Source organism: Maritimibacter alkaliphilus HTCC2654 (assembly GCF_000152805.1).
GTDB classification, from domain to species: Bacteria; Pseudomonadota; Alphaproteobacteria; order Rhodobacterales; family Rhodobacteraceae; genus Maritimibacter; species Maritimibacter alkaliphilus.
Genome location: NZ_CH902578.1, coordinates 585,249 through 597,746, shown reverse-complemented (window position 1 = coordinate 597,746; position 12,498 = coordinate 585,249). Strand labels below are relative to the sequence as shown.

Here is a 12,498-nt window from a genome sequence, read left to right as displayed (position 1 = left end):
GCGACCGCCGAGGGACTGGATCGAACTGCGGACAACGTCCATGCCGACGCCGCGACCGGACAGGTTCGAGATTTCATCGGCCGTCGAAAAGCCGGGCAGGAACAGGAGGTTGTCTATTTCGCTGTCCGAAAGCTGGCTGTCGGCGGGGATCAGATCCTTTTCGATCGCCTTCTTTAGAACCTTCGGGCGATTGATGCCGGCCCCGTCGTCGGCGACCTCGATGACGACGCGACCGGAACGGTGGGTCGCCGTGAGATAGACGGTGCCCTCGCGCGGTTTGCCCGCCTTTTCGCGCAGGTCGTTCTGTTCCAGACCGTGATCCACGGCATTTCGGATCATGTGGGTCAGCGGGTCGGCCAGCCGTTCGATGACAGTCTTGTCGACCTCGGTATTCTCGCCCTCGGTTCGCAGCCGGACGTCCTTGCCGATGTCGGCGGAGGCTTCGCGCACGATGCGCGACATGCGTTGGAACAACGATTTGACCGGCTGCGCCCGGATCATCATGACGCTTTCCTGAATGTCGCGCGTCAATTGTTGGAATTCCTCGAGCCCGGTGCGCACGGGGGAGTTCGGGGGTATCCCCGCCGCTTCGACGCTTTGACTGAGCATGGCTTGATTGATGACGATTTCGCCGACGAGGTTCACCAGACGGTCGATGCGGTCCAGATCGACGCGAACGGTGGCGCGCGGCGTGGCGGGGGCAGGGGTTGCCGGTGGGGATACTCGTTCCGGCGCTGGAGCGGCGGAAGGTGCAGCTATCTTCGGAGCGGCGTCCATCTGCGGTTCGTCCGGGGCTTCGGCATCTTCAACGAGATCCGGATTTGCCGTCGGTGCGGTGTCGACGGTTTCGGCCTCCTCGACGTCGTCGATCAACGCGGAAAGGGCGGCGAGGTCCGCAAGGGCCGGGGCGCCGTCAAGCGGCTGGATTTCGAGCGCACACAGCCCTTCGACGAATTCGAAGGCTTCGGCAATCGCCGCGCGATCCTCGGACGTCGTCAGCGACAAGTCCCAACCGAGATGTGCGTGTTCGCAATCCAGGTCCGCCAGCGGGGGGAGGTCGTTGTCTTGGCAGGTGACGTCGAGTTCCCCCAGATCGCGCAGGGCGCGAAAGAGAAAGAGTGGCTCGTTGCCGTTCGCGTAGAGCATGGGGCCAGGTTGGAAGCGAACGCGCCACGTCGGGTCCGTGTCCGGGTCGGTGTCCGTCAATCCGAGATCGAGATCGAACGCGAGGGTCGTGACTTCGAATTCGATCGCCTCCTCGGGCGAAGCCTCCGCTTCGACCGGGCCGCCCAGAAGCGCGTCGAGTTCCGCAAGCACCGGATCGGTGCGTGTTCTGTCATGGTCGATCCCGTCGCGGCTTTCCCGCACGAGGTCGCCCAGAATGTCGTTGCAGGTGAAGAACAGTTTCAGGACTGCGGCATCGGCCACCAGATTGCCGCCCCGCACCTCGTCCAAAGCCGTCTCGAACCGGTGGGCGAAGCTGACGAGGCCGTCCAGCCCGAATGCGCCCGCGCCGCCCTTGATCGAATGCACCGCACGGAACACGACATTTACCGTCTCGCCGTCGCCTGCGCCGTCATACATTGTCTGCAGGCCGTCTTGCAGGGCTTCGAGCAGTTCTTCGCATTCGATGAAGAACGAGGCCCGGATTTCCGCCATCGGATCGGACATGACCTTACCCCGCTACCATTCTGAGCGCCTTGACCAGCTTGGCCGGGTCGAACGGCTTCACGATCCAGCCGGTCGCCCCGGCATCGCGCGCCCGCGCTTTCATGTCGGCCGCGCTTTCGGTGGTCAGGACGAGGATGGGGATCGAGCGATATTCCTCACGTGCGCGCACGGCGTCGATGAACCCGAAGCCATCGAGCCGCGGCATGTTGATATCGGTGATGATCGCGTCGGGCGGTGCCATGTCATCCAGCACTTCGAGCCCATGAACCCCATCTTCCGCCACGTGCGTTTCAATGCCTTCCGCGTTCAGGGCGAGACGGACCATGTCGCGCATCGTGCGGCTGTCGTCGACGGCAAGGACGTGCATCGTCATGTCTCGGCCTCCCACGTCGTCAAGGTGTCCGGGTTGAAACCGAGAAGCGAAAGCTGGTCGCAGACCGTGGTCGAGGCATTCTCGAACGTCAGCGACCGGCCCGCTTCGGCCCAGCTGCGCGCGGCGGCCCGGATCACCTGAAGCGCGAGGCCGCCGATCTGCGTCACATGCGTGGCGTCGAGCACCACGTCCTGATCCGCCTGCGCGAGCAGATCGTCGCGCAAGGGTCCGGCGGCTCTGAGGTCGAGTTTCGGTTGCAGGGAAATCGTGGCGCTCATTCCGCTGCCCTCGCGCCTGGGCGGTCGTCAATCATCACATGCGGCCCCTTTGTCGATCCGGTCACGTCACCGGAATAAGGCAGGGGTCGTTAAGATTGGCTTACCCCGAGACGGATTTTCCGGGGGCGAGTTTCTGCGCCAGATGGCGGGCGCAGCCGGTCAAGGCGGCGTAGTCGTCGGATACGAGGTAGACCGGGAAATTCTTCATGAACCCGGCGAAGCGGCCCTTGTCGCGCATGGCGTCGTCGAATCCCATCTCGACGAGGTATGGCCCGACGGCCCGCGCGACACCGCCGATCAGGAAAACACCGCCGAAGGGCAGGTGGATCAGCGACAGGTTGCCCGTCACGGTGCCGAGGATGCGCACGAAGAACGCCAGCGCCTCACGTGCGAGGTCATCGCCGGTTTCGGCCAGTTCCATGACCTGCGCCGCGGAATATTCGCGGGCATGTCCGGCGCGGCGGCTCATCCAGTTCGCGACATGGGCGAGACCACGGCCCGACAGCACGTCCTCGACCGCCGGAAAGCCATGGGCGGTTTCGAAATCTCGGCAGAGGTCGAGTTCCTCGGTCGAACGGATCGGCAGGTTCGCATGACCCGCCTCGGACGGAACGACGAGTCGCCCGGCAGGGGTTTCGTGGACCGGGGCGCAGTTGAACCCGGTGCCGACCCCGATCACGAGCTTGGCCGCGTGGGAAGGGGCGGCCGGTCCGCCGACGATCGTCTCCAGACACCCATCGGCAATATGGTCGAGCGCATGACCCTGTGCCTGAAGGTCGTTGATGACATCGACCGTTTCGGCCTGTGCCGCACGCCCCACGGTTTCGGCGTCGATGGTCCAGTCGAGGTTCGTCATCGTGCCCACGCCGTCGCGCACGGGGCCGGCGAGCGCGACGCAGGCACCTGCGCAATCGGGCCGCCCATGCGCGTCGAGATAGGCGTTCAGCACCGTCTCCAACCCCGGATAGTCCGCGTTCTTGAACCGCTCGACCGTGTCGGTGAGCACGCGGTTCCCCTCGGCCAGAGCGACGCGGGTGTTCGTGCCGCCGATATCGGCGACGAGGGTGAGGGCGTTGGCGGTCATGGGCAGGGTCCGGTCGTTCTGAAGGTGTCAGGTGCGCGACAGCGCACGGGCCATGTCTTGGTAGGACGCCTTCGGGGTGCGATCAAGGCTGTCGAAATCGACATGCACCAGCCCGAACCGTTTGCCGTAGCCCAAGGCCCATTCGTAGTTGTCCAGAAGCGACCATGCGAAATAGCCCTTCACCGGCGCACCCTGCGCGATGGCTTCGCGAACGGCGCCCAGATGCGCGTCGAGATAGGTGATGCGCGCGTCGTCCTGCACCGCGCCTTTGTCCAGCACATCCGGGGCCGCCATGCCGTTCTCCGTCACGTAAAGCGGCAGGTCACCGGAATAGGACTTGGCAACATGTGTCAGGAAATGGGTGAGGCCGTCTGGAAAGATCTCCCACCCCATGTCGGTCTTGGGCAGGGGGCCGGGAATTTCCTCATGCGCGGGGAAGGGGCCGGGGACCGGCTTGATGATCTTGCGCGTGTAATAGTTGATCCCGCACCAGTCGAGCGGTTGGCGGATCGTGGCCATGTCGTCCTGCCAGCCCACGGGCAGATGCGGCTCCAGCCCCGCTAGCATCTCGCCCGGGTAGGTGCCGTGGAACGCCGCACCAAGGAAGGTGCGGTTGAAGATCGCGTCATAGGTCGCGGCTGCGCGTTTGGCCTCGTCGGTGTTCTCGGACGGCATCGTGTATTCGAGGTTGAAGACCGCGCCCAGATTGTCATGCCCTGCCGCGCGCATTGCCTCGATCCCCATGCCATGCGCCTTCAGCACATTGTGGATCGCCCGCGCGCCCGCGCGAATGTCGCGCAGGCCCGGCGCGTGGATGCCGAGAAAATGACTGAGCCAGCTGACGCACCAGAACTCGTTGATCGTGGCGGTGGACCAGATGCGGTCGCCGATCCGGTCCATCAGGACAGTGGCATAATCGGCGAACCATTTGGCGACGTCGGGGTGGGTCCAACCGCCCCTGTCGGACAGCGCCGAGGGCAGCTCCCAGTGATACAGGGTCAGCGCCGGTTTGATCCCCCGTTCCAGCATCCCGTCGACCAGCCGGTCGTAGTAGTCCAGACCGTCGGCATTGGGCGTCCCGCGCCCCTCGGGCAGCACCCGCGCCCAGCTTGCCGAAAAGCGGTAGACGTCGAAATTTCCGTCCCGGATCAGGTCGAGGTCTTCGGGCCAACGGTGGTAGTGATCGCAGGCCACCGCGCCGTCCTCGGCATTGACGACATTGCCGGGGGTGGCGGCGAAGGTATCCCAATGGGTCGACCCGGCGCCGCCGAATTGGTGCCCTTCGATCTGATAGGCCGAGGTCGAGACGCCGAAGAGGAAGTCTTCGGGAAAGTCCTTGCGGGAATGCGAAAGCGTCATACGGGGTCCGTCGTTCTGGCGTGGGCCGGGGCAGGGCCGGTGGACTGGCCGATCAGCAGTTCGGCCTCCATCAGCGAGGTGCGGGGGGTGTCCGAGCCGTTGGCGATGATGTCGAGCAGCATGGTCGCCGCCCGCCGCCCGGCCTCGCGCACCGAAGACCTGGTGGCAGTGAAGATCGGATCGTCGCGCCCGTTGGGCAGATAGGACAGGTCGTCGTCATGGATGATGACCGACACGTCGCGGCCCATTTCAAGGTTCGCCTCGCGGATCGCGCGTCGGATGCCGATGGCGGGGATCATCGACGAGGTGATGATCGCGGTCGGCGCGTCGGGGCGCGCAAGTAGCGCGGCGGTCGTGTCATGCCCGAATTTCTCGGTCATCTCGCCCGAGAACATCAAGCTTTCATCATGGGTTATCCCGCGTTCCTCATGCGCCGCCTCGAACCCGGCGCGGCGGCGGATCGCGAAATCCATATCCTCGAGCCCGTTGATAAGTGCGATGCGGCGGTGTCCGAGATCGAGGAGGAAGTTCGTGGCGCGCTGAAAGGCCCTGAGGTTGTTCATATCGACCCAGGAATACGCCTCGTCGCTTTTCGAGGCGCGACCGTGGACGACGAAGGGGATGCCGACGGCTTTCAAAAGCTTGATCCGCTGGTCGCCCGACCGTGGGGCGTGAACGATGATCCCGTCCACCGACGCCTTGTGCTTGAACTCTTCGTAAGCGCGTTCCTGTTCGGCTTCGGGCACGATGGAAATCAGCATGTCGTATCCCGACTTGGAATAGACCTCGCCCGCACCCGCGATGAAATCCGCGAACACCGGGTTCACCATCTCATGCTCCGAGGCCAATGGGATGACGTGCCCGATCGCCATGGCGCGGCCCGTGGCGAGTGATCTGGCGCGCATGTTCGGGCGGTATCCATAGGCATCGGCGGCGGCCTGAACCCGCTTACGCGTCGCCTCGGACACCTCCGGGAACCCGTTCAGCGCGCGGCTGACGGTGGTCGGAGACAGGCTCAGGGCCTTGGCGAGCTCTTTCAGGGTCATCGCTTTCAAACCGCTTTGGATTTTGCCGACGGTAACGATTCACGCGGCTCCCGTCAAAGGTCTGCATTTGTGATGCGCAGACGTAAGGAAAACAAGCATAAATGGTGTGCATCACGGGAATCCGCATTGACACATGGCAGGTCATACGCAAGTTTCAGGCATCCAAAACGGTTTGGAGCAGGCGACTCGCGCGTGCCGGACCCTTTGAAATCAAAGCCAAAAAACGCGCCCAAGGCGCACATTCTGGGAGGATTGCATGAAACGGAAACTGATCGCGAGCGCGGCCGTTCTGGCGTTGAGCGCGGGCTTTGCCCATGCCGCGAGCCACGAAGGCGGAATGTTCACGCCCGGCGAAGGCCCCTATGACTGGGAGGGTCTCGATGCCTTCGCCGCCGAGCACGACTATTCCGGGCAGGAGGTGACGATCCTCGGCCCGTGGCTGGCCGGAGAACAGGACAGCTTCAACAACCTGCTCGATTTCTTCGAAGAGGCGACCGGGGCGAGCGTGTCCTATGTCGGCTCGGACTCGATGGAGCAACAGATCGTTGTCGATGCAGAAGCCGGATCGGCCCCGAACATCGCCGTGTTCCCGCAGCCGGGTCTGGCCGCCAACATGGCGTCGCGCGGGTTCCTGTCGCCGCTGTCCGACGAAACCGCGGCCTGGATCACCGACAACTACGCCGCCGGGCAATCTTGGGTTGATCTGGGCACCTATGAGAACGAAAGCGGGGAAGAGAACCTTTACGGCTTCTTCTTCAACGTGAACGTCAAGTCGCTGGTCTGGTACATCCCCGAGAACTTCGAGGACTTCGGCTACGAAGTGCCCGAGACGATGGAAGACCTGAAGGCGCTGACCGATCAGATGGTCGAGGACGGCGAAACCCCGTGGTGCATCGGCCTTGGCTCCGGCGCCGCGACCGGCTGGCCCGCGACCGACTGGGTCGAGGATCTGATGCTGCGCACGCAGGAACCGGCGGTCTATGACCAGTGGGTGACGAACGAAATGCCGTTCAACGACCCCGCCGTCATCGAAGCGATCAACGAATTCGGCTGGTTCCTCGACGGTGACCGGGTGTCCGGCGGGCGCGAAGCGGTGGCTTCGGTCGATTTCCGCGACTCGCCCAAAGGTCTGTTCGACGCGCCGCCGCAGTGCATGATGCACCGTCAGGCGTCGTTCATCCCGGCCTATTTCCCGGAAGGCACCGAAGTCGGTGCCGACGTCGATTTCTTCTACTTCCCGGCCTATGCCGAAAAAGACCTCGGCACCCCGGTCCTGGGGGCGGGCACGCTCATGGCGATCACGGACGACAGCGAGGCCACGCGCGGCCTGATGCAGTTCTTCCAGACCGCTTTCGCGAACGAGATCATGATGTCGCAAGGCGCGTTCCTGACCCCGCTCAAGAGCGCCAATCCCGAAGCCTATGCGGATGACACGGTGCGGGCACAGGGCGAGATCCTGACCAACGCCACGACCTTCCGCTTCGACGGGTCCGACCTGATGCCGGGCGGTGTCGGTGCCGGGTCGTTCTGGACCGGCATGGTCGATTTCGCCGGCGGCAAATCCGCCGAAGAGGTCACGCAGGAAATTCAGGACAGCTGGGACGCCCTGAAATAAGCTGATCCTGTGCGAATACGGGGGCGGGCCGCATGACGGCCCGCTCTCCCGTCCTTAGACTTCAGGGGGGAGCAAGATGCATCCAGCCATTCAGGCCGTGCTGACCGTCGGTGTCGCCGTCATCGCCGCCATCGCATATTTCTATCTCTCCAACCTGTTGCTCGACCGGGTTCTGTTCCCGGCACGCGGCAAGAATGCCGGCCGCAACATCAACCGCGCCAACATGATCCGCCCCTGGCTGTTCCTGTTTCCCGCGCTCTTCGCGCTCTGCCTCTACCTCGCCTATCCCGTCGTCGAAACCATCCGCCTGTCCTTCACCGACCGGGTGCCGGGCGGCTACGAATGGGCCGGAACGTCGAACTACCAGCAAATGCTGCGCGAACCGAAATTCTGGGAGGCGTTGCGCAACAACTTCTTCTGGCTCCTCGTGGTGCCGGGTCTGTCCACGCTGTTCGGCCTCATCATCGCCCAGCTTACCGACCGGCTGTCGTGGGGCAATATCGCCAAGTCGATCATCTTCATGCCGATGGCGATCAGCTTCGTCGGCGCCTCGGTGATCTTCAAACTGATCTATGACTACCGCCCCGCGGGGGAGGAACAGATCGGCATCCTGAACGCGGTCTATCTGGCCTTGGGCGGGGCCGAGCCGCAGACGTGGCTGACGATCCCCGGTCTGAACAACTTCCTTCTCATGGTCGTGCTCATCTGGATTCAGACCGGGTTCGCCATGGTCATCCTGTCGGCGGCGCTGCGCGGTATCCCCGAGGAAACCATCGAAGCCGCCATCGTCGACGGCGCGAACCCGTTCCAGATCTTCTTCAAGATCAAGGTGCCGCAGATCATGCCGACGATCATGGTGGTCTGGACGACGATCACGATCCTCGTCCTCAAGATCTTCGACATCGTCTTTGCCATGACCAACGGCCAATGGGGCACGCAGGTCTTGGCGAACTACATGTACGACAAGCTTTTCCGCGCGAACGACTGGGGCGTGGGATCGGCGAGCGCGATGGTCATCATGCTGCTCGTCCTGCCCATCCTCGTCTGGAACGTGCGCCAGGCCCGTAAGGAGATGCGCTGATGGACAATATCGCGGGCCGCAAACCGGCGCTTGGCTGGGCCGTCAACATCAGCGTCATCCTGATCGTTCTGCTGTGGATTTTTCCCACCGTGGGTCTGCTCGTGTCGTCCTTCCGCACGGCCGATCAGATTTCGTCTTCGGGGTGGTGGAAAGCCTTTTTCCCGACCGAACAGACCGAACAGTTCCGCACCGCGGACCCGGATGGCCGTGTGCAGGACGGAGACGTCTTCGTGGTGGAAGGCGTCATCTTCGAGAATGCCGAGGCCAATATCGCCTCGTGGGGCACGTCGAGCCGGGACGTTTCGGCCTATGCGCCCGGCGAAACCGCCGATCTGGGTGACGGGGAAACGCTGACGCTCAACGAAGACGGCACCTATCGCTGGACCGGGAACGACGAGCAGATTTCGGGCCGGGGGCAGCGGTTCTTCGTCACCGCCACCCAGCCGCCGGAATTCACGCTCAGAAACTACGACAACATGCTGTTCGGCGGCTCGTCCGACAATATCTCCAAGGCGTTCTTCAACACGCTCACCGTGACGATCCCGGCGACCATCATCCCGATCCTGTTCGCGGCCTTCGCCGCCTATGCGCTGGCTTGGATGGACTTTCCGGGTCGCGCGCTGCTGATCGCCTTCATCGTGGCGCTGCTGGTGGTGCCCCTTCAACTCGCCCTGATCCCGCTTTTGAAACTCCACCTCTCGATCGGGATCGGAAAGGGCTATCTGGGGGTCTGGCTGGCCCATACCGGCTTCGGGCTCCCCCTCGCGGTCTATCTCTTGCGAAACTACATGGCCGGTTTGCCGCGCGACATCATCGAAAACGCGCGCGTCGACGGGGCGACGGATTTTCAGATCTTCATAAAAATCATCCTTCCGCTCAGTTTTCCGGCACTGGCGAGCTTCGCCATCTTCCAATTCCTCTGGACATGGAACGACCTGCTTGTGGCCATCGTCTTTCTCGTGGACTCGTCGGGGGACACGACCGTCATGACACGCCACATCGTCGAGCTTCTCGGCACCCGTGGGGGCAACTGGGAAATTCTCGCCACGGCGGCCTTCGTGTCGATGGCGGTCCCGCTGCTCGTCTTCTTCTTCATGCAACGCTACTTGGTCCGGGGCCTGCTGGCCGGATCGGTAAAATGAGGTTCTCGTGAACGTAACGACCCAAGCCGCACCGAAAATGACCCATCTGGAAAAAGACCCGGACTGGTGGCGGGGTGCGGTGATCTATCAGATCTATCCGCGCAGCTATCAGGATTCGAATGGGGACGGGATCGGCGACCTTCTGGGCATCGTCGGGCGTCTACCCTACATCGCCTCCCTCGGCGTCGATGCGATCTGGATTTCGCCGTTCTTCACCTCGCCGATGAAGGATTTCGGCTACGATGTGTCGGATTACTTCGATGTCGATCCGATGTTCGGCACGCTGGCCGATTTCGACGCGGTGATCGAAACCGCGCATACCCTCGGCCTCAAGGTGATGATCGACCTCGTCCTGTCGCACACCTCGGACGAACACCCCTGGTTCAAAACCAGCCGCGCGAGCCGGGAAAACCCGCGCGCCGACTGGTATGTCTGGGCCGATGCCAAGCCCGACGGCACGCCGCCCAACAACTGGTTGTCGATCTTCGGGGGCAGCGCATGGCAGTGGGACAGCACCCGCCTGCAATACTACCTCCACAACTTCCTGACCTCGCAGCCCGACCTCAACTTCCACAACGACGAGGTGCAGGACGCGCTCTTGGGCGTGGCCCGGTTCTGGCTGGATCGCGGCGTCGACGGCTTCCGGCTCGATACCATCAACTTCTACACCCACGACGCCGAACTCAGGAACAACCCGCCGCTGAAGCCCGAAGAACGGCAGGCCAAGACCGCGCCCGCCGTGAACCCCTATACGTGGCAGAACCACCTTTACGACAAGTCGCGGCCCGAAAACCTGATCTTCCTGCGCAAGCTGCGCGACCTGATGAAGCACTACAACGCCGCCGCCGTGGGCGAGGTGGGCGACGACCAGCGCGGGCTGGAAATCCTTGGGGAATACACCAGGGGCGATGACCTGATGCAGATGTGCTATGCCTTCGAACTGCTCTCAGGTTCCACGCCCTCCGCCGGCTATGTTGCCGAGACGCTTCAGGCGATCGAGGATTATGCGCCCGACGGATGGGCCTGCTGGGCCTATTCCAACCACGACGTCGTGCGCCACATCTCGCGCTGGGATCTGTCGCCCGCCGCCGCGCGCGGCTTCGCCACCCTCATGATGTGCCTCAAGGGCTCGGCCTGCATCTATCAGGGCGAAGAGCTAGGGTTGCCGGAAGCCGAGCTTGCCTTCGAAGACCTGCAAGACCCCTACGGCATCGAATTCTGGCCCGAATTCAAGGGCCGTGACGGCTGCCGCACCCCGATGGTCTGGGACCACGACCGCGCGCTTGGCGGCTTCACCAACGGCGGCAACGCGTGGCTTCCGGTGCCCGCCGAACACCTCGCGCTCGCCGTGGACAAGGCCGATGCCGACCCCGGCGCGCTTTTGCACCATTACCGTCGCGCCATCGCGTTCCGCCACAGCCATACCGCGCTCAAAAAAGGGCGTCTCGAGGATCTGCGCGCCTATGGTCAGGTGCTGTCGTTCCGCCGCGTGTCGGACACCGAGGAAATCTTTTTCGCGATCAATCTGGGCGAAGTCCCGGTCAGCATCACGCCGCCCAGGGGAGAGGGGTGGCTTGAGATCGGCGCGGAACTCAACGCCGCACACCCGCGGCTCGACGGCGAGATCCATCTGGCCCATTGGCAACCGTCGATCTTGCTCAGGCCAATCGAACAAGAAGAGGCCTGACAAGGGCCGGGGAGGAGAACATGGCTGATCTGAAACTGACCGGAGTGGGCAAGACCTACGGCGGCAAGGTCGAAGTGCTGAAAAATATCGACCTCGACATCAAGACCGGGGAACTGATCGTTTTCGTCGGCCCCTCCGGCTGCGGCAAGTCCACGCTTTTGCGCATGATCGCGGGGCTGGAAAAGATCACCTCCGGCACGCTCGAAATCGACGGGCTGGTGGTGAACGACATTCCGCCCAGCGAACGGGGCATCGCGATGGTGTTCCAAAGCTACGCGCTCTATCCGCACATGACGGTCTACGACAACATGTCCTTCGCACTGAAGATCGCGAAGAAGTCGAAGGACGAGATCGACGCGAGCGTCCGCCGCGCGGCCAAGATCCTGCAACTCGACCCGCTTCTGGACCGCCTGCCGAAAGAGCTCTCCGGCGGCCAGCGACAGCGCGTCGCCATCGGGCGCGCCATCGTGCGCGACCCCAAGGTCTACCTCTTCGACGAGCCGCTCTCGAACCTCGACGCCGCGCTACGCGTGGCGACCCGGATCGAGATCGCGCAACTCAAGGAATCGATGCCGGATAGCACGATGATCTACGTCACCCACGATCAGGTCGAAGCGATGACGCTTGCCGACAAGATCGTAGTGCTCGCCAACAAGGGCATCGCTCAGGTCGGCAGCCCGCTCGAGCTCTATGAAACCCCCGACAACGAATTCGTGGCCCAGTTCATCGGCTCGCCCTCGATGAACCTGCTTCCGGGCAAGGTCGAAGCGACGGGCGCCGAGACCACCGTGAACGTCACGGGGCACGGCATGGCCCGCTCCAACGTCCCGACACAGGAGGCGGACAAGGGCCGCGCGGTCAACATCGGTATCCGCCCCGAAGATTTCCGGATCGCGCAGGACGGCGAGAATTACATCATCGAAGCCACGGTCGATTACGTCGAACGGCTGGGCGAGGTGACGCTGCTCTACTTCGTGGCCGAAGAGGGGGCGGAACCACTCATCGCCAAGCTCCCCGGCATCCACAAGGACCTGCGCGGAAACACCGTGCGCCTGACCGCCGAGGCCGAAAAGGTCCATATGTTCTCGAATGGTCAGACGATGCGCACCTGACCCGTCCTCTTTCCGGTCCAAAATATCCCGGAGAGGGGTTTGGGGAGAGG

At 63.3% G+C, this 12,498-nt stretch carries 11 protein-coding genes; 5 read left to right on the top strand and 6 right to left on the bottom strand.

Features of this window, described 5'->3' with window-relative positions:
• The 6 genes from RB2654_RS04035 to RB2654_RS04010 all read right to left on the bottom strand — a co-directional run.
• On the bottom strand, window positions 1–1,671 hold a 1,671-nt coding region (locus tag RB2654_RS04035), incomplete at its 3' end, for a chemotaxis protein CheA (protein ID WP_008328840.1).
• Window positions 1,672–1,675: 4 nt separating this feature from the next.
• Window positions 1,676–2,044, bottom strand: a complete 369-nt coding sequence (locus tag RB2654_RS04030) for a response regulator (RefSeq protein WP_008328839.1) — start codon at window positions 2,042–2,044, stop codon at window positions 1,676–1,678.
• Window positions 2,041–2,322: an STAS domain-containing protein gene (locus RB2654_RS04025; RefSeq protein WP_040884374.1), complete on the bottom strand. Its 282-nt coding sequence runs from the start codon at window positions 2,320–2,322 to the stop codon at window positions 2,041–2,043. The genes RB2654_RS04030 and RB2654_RS04025 overlap by 4 nt, the downstream gene beginning before the upstream one ends.
• Before the next feature lie 100 nt (window positions 2,323–2,422).
• Window positions 2,423–3,406: a glucokinase gene (locus RB2654_RS04020; protein WP_008328837.1), complete on the bottom strand. Its 984-nt coding sequence runs from the start codon at window positions 3,404–3,406 to the stop codon at window positions 2,423–2,425.
• A gap of 27 nt (window positions 3,407–3,433) precedes the next feature.
• Complete coding sequence (locus tag RB2654_RS04015) at window positions 3,434–4,765, bottom strand: GH1 family beta-glucosidase (RefSeq protein ID WP_008328836.1); 1,332 nt, start codon at window positions 4,763–4,765, stop codon at window positions 3,434–3,436.
• A complete protein-coding gene (locus RB2654_RS04010; RefSeq protein ID WP_040884372.1) occupies window positions 4,762–5,811 on the bottom strand; it encodes a LacI family DNA-binding transcriptional regulator in 1,050 nt (349 codons plus the stop codon). The genes RB2654_RS04015 and RB2654_RS04010 overlap by 4 nt, the downstream gene beginning before the upstream one ends.
• A 256-nt stretch (window positions 5,812–6,067) precedes the next feature.
• On the opposite strand from RB2654_RS04010, the gene RB2654_RS04005 reads away from it, so the two are divergent.
• The 5 genes from RB2654_RS04005 to RB2654_RS03985 all read left to right on the top strand — a co-directional run bounded on the left by RB2654_RS04005 (window position 6,068) and on the right by RB2654_RS03985 (window position 12,448).
• Window positions 6,068–7,426 carry an ABC transporter substrate-binding protein gene (locus tag RB2654_RS04005; RefSeq protein ID WP_008328834.1) on the top strand — a complete coding sequence of 453 codons (1,359 nt, stop codon included), beginning with the start codon at window positions 6,068–6,070 and terminating at the stop codon, window positions 7,424–7,426.
• A gap of 76 nt (window positions 7,427–7,502) precedes the next feature.
• Window positions 7,503–8,507 carry a carbohydrate ABC transporter permease gene (locus RB2654_RS04000; protein ID WP_008328833.1) on the top strand — a complete coding sequence of 335 codons (1,005 nt, stop codon included), beginning with the start codon at window positions 7,503–7,505 and terminating at the stop codon, window positions 8,505–8,507.
• Window positions 8,507–9,649: a carbohydrate ABC transporter permease gene (locus RB2654_RS03995; protein WP_008328832.1), complete on the top strand. Its 1,143-nt coding sequence runs from the start codon at window positions 8,507–8,509 to the stop codon at window positions 9,647–9,649. Before RB2654_RS04000 ends, RB2654_RS03995 begins: the two co-directional genes overlap by 1 nt.
• A gap of 37 nt (window positions 9,650–9,686) precedes the next feature.
• Window positions 9,687–11,336 (top strand): alpha-glucosidase, encoded by a 1,650-nt coding sequence (locus tag RB2654_RS03990; RefSeq protein ID WP_008328831.1) that lies wholly within the window; start codon window positions 9,687–9,689, stop codon window positions 11,334–11,336.
• A gap of 20 nt (window positions 11,337–11,356) precedes the next feature.
• Entirely contained in the window at window positions 11,357–12,448 is a 1,092-nt protein-coding gene (locus RB2654_RS03985) for an ABC transporter ATP-binding protein (RefSeq protein ID WP_008328830.1), read from the top strand.
• Window positions 12,449–12,498: the final 50 nt, after the last annotated feature.

Bases quoted from the DNA above. Each gene is read 5' to 3' on its own strand.
- RB2654_RS04000 (WP_008328833.1), top strand. From the start codon at position 7,503: ATGCATCCAGCCATTCAGGCCGTGCTGACCGTCGGTGTCGCCGTCATC.
- RB2654_RS03990 (WP_008328831.1), top strand. From the start codon at position 9,687: ATGACCCATCTGGAAAAAGACCCGGACTGGTGGCGGGGTGCGGTGATC.
- RB2654_RS04005 (WP_008328834.1), top strand. From the start codon at position 6,068: ATGAAACGGAAACTGATCGCGAGCGCGGCCGTTCTGGCGTTGAGCGCG.
- RB2654_RS04020 (WP_008328837.1), bottom strand. From the start codon at position 3,406: ATGACCGCCAACGCCCTCACCCTCGTCGCCGATATCGGCGGCACGAAC.
- RB2654_RS04015 (WP_008328836.1), bottom strand. From the start codon at position 4,765: ATGACGCTTTCGCATTCCCGCAAGGACTTTCCCGAAGACTTCCTCTTC.
- RB2654_RS03995 (WP_008328832.1), top strand. From the start codon at position 8,507: ATGGACAATATCGCGGGCCGCAAACCGGCGCTTGGCTGGGCCGTCAAC.
- RB2654_RS04010 (WP_040884372.1), bottom strand. From the start codon at position 5,811: ATGACCCTGAAAGAGCTCGCCAAGGCCCTGAGCCTGTCTCCGACCACC.
- RB2654_RS04025 (WP_040884374.1), bottom strand. From the start codon at position 2,322: ATGAGCGCCACGATTTCCCTGCAACCGAAACTCGACCTCAGAGCCGCC.
- RB2654_RS03985 (WP_008328830.1), top strand. From the start codon at position 11,357: ATGGCTGATCTGAAACTGACCGGAGTGGGCAAGACCTACGGCGGCAAG.
- RB2654_RS04030 (WP_008328839.1), bottom strand. From the start codon at position 2,044: ATGACGATGCACGTCCTTGCCGTCGACGACAGCCGCACGATGCGCGAC.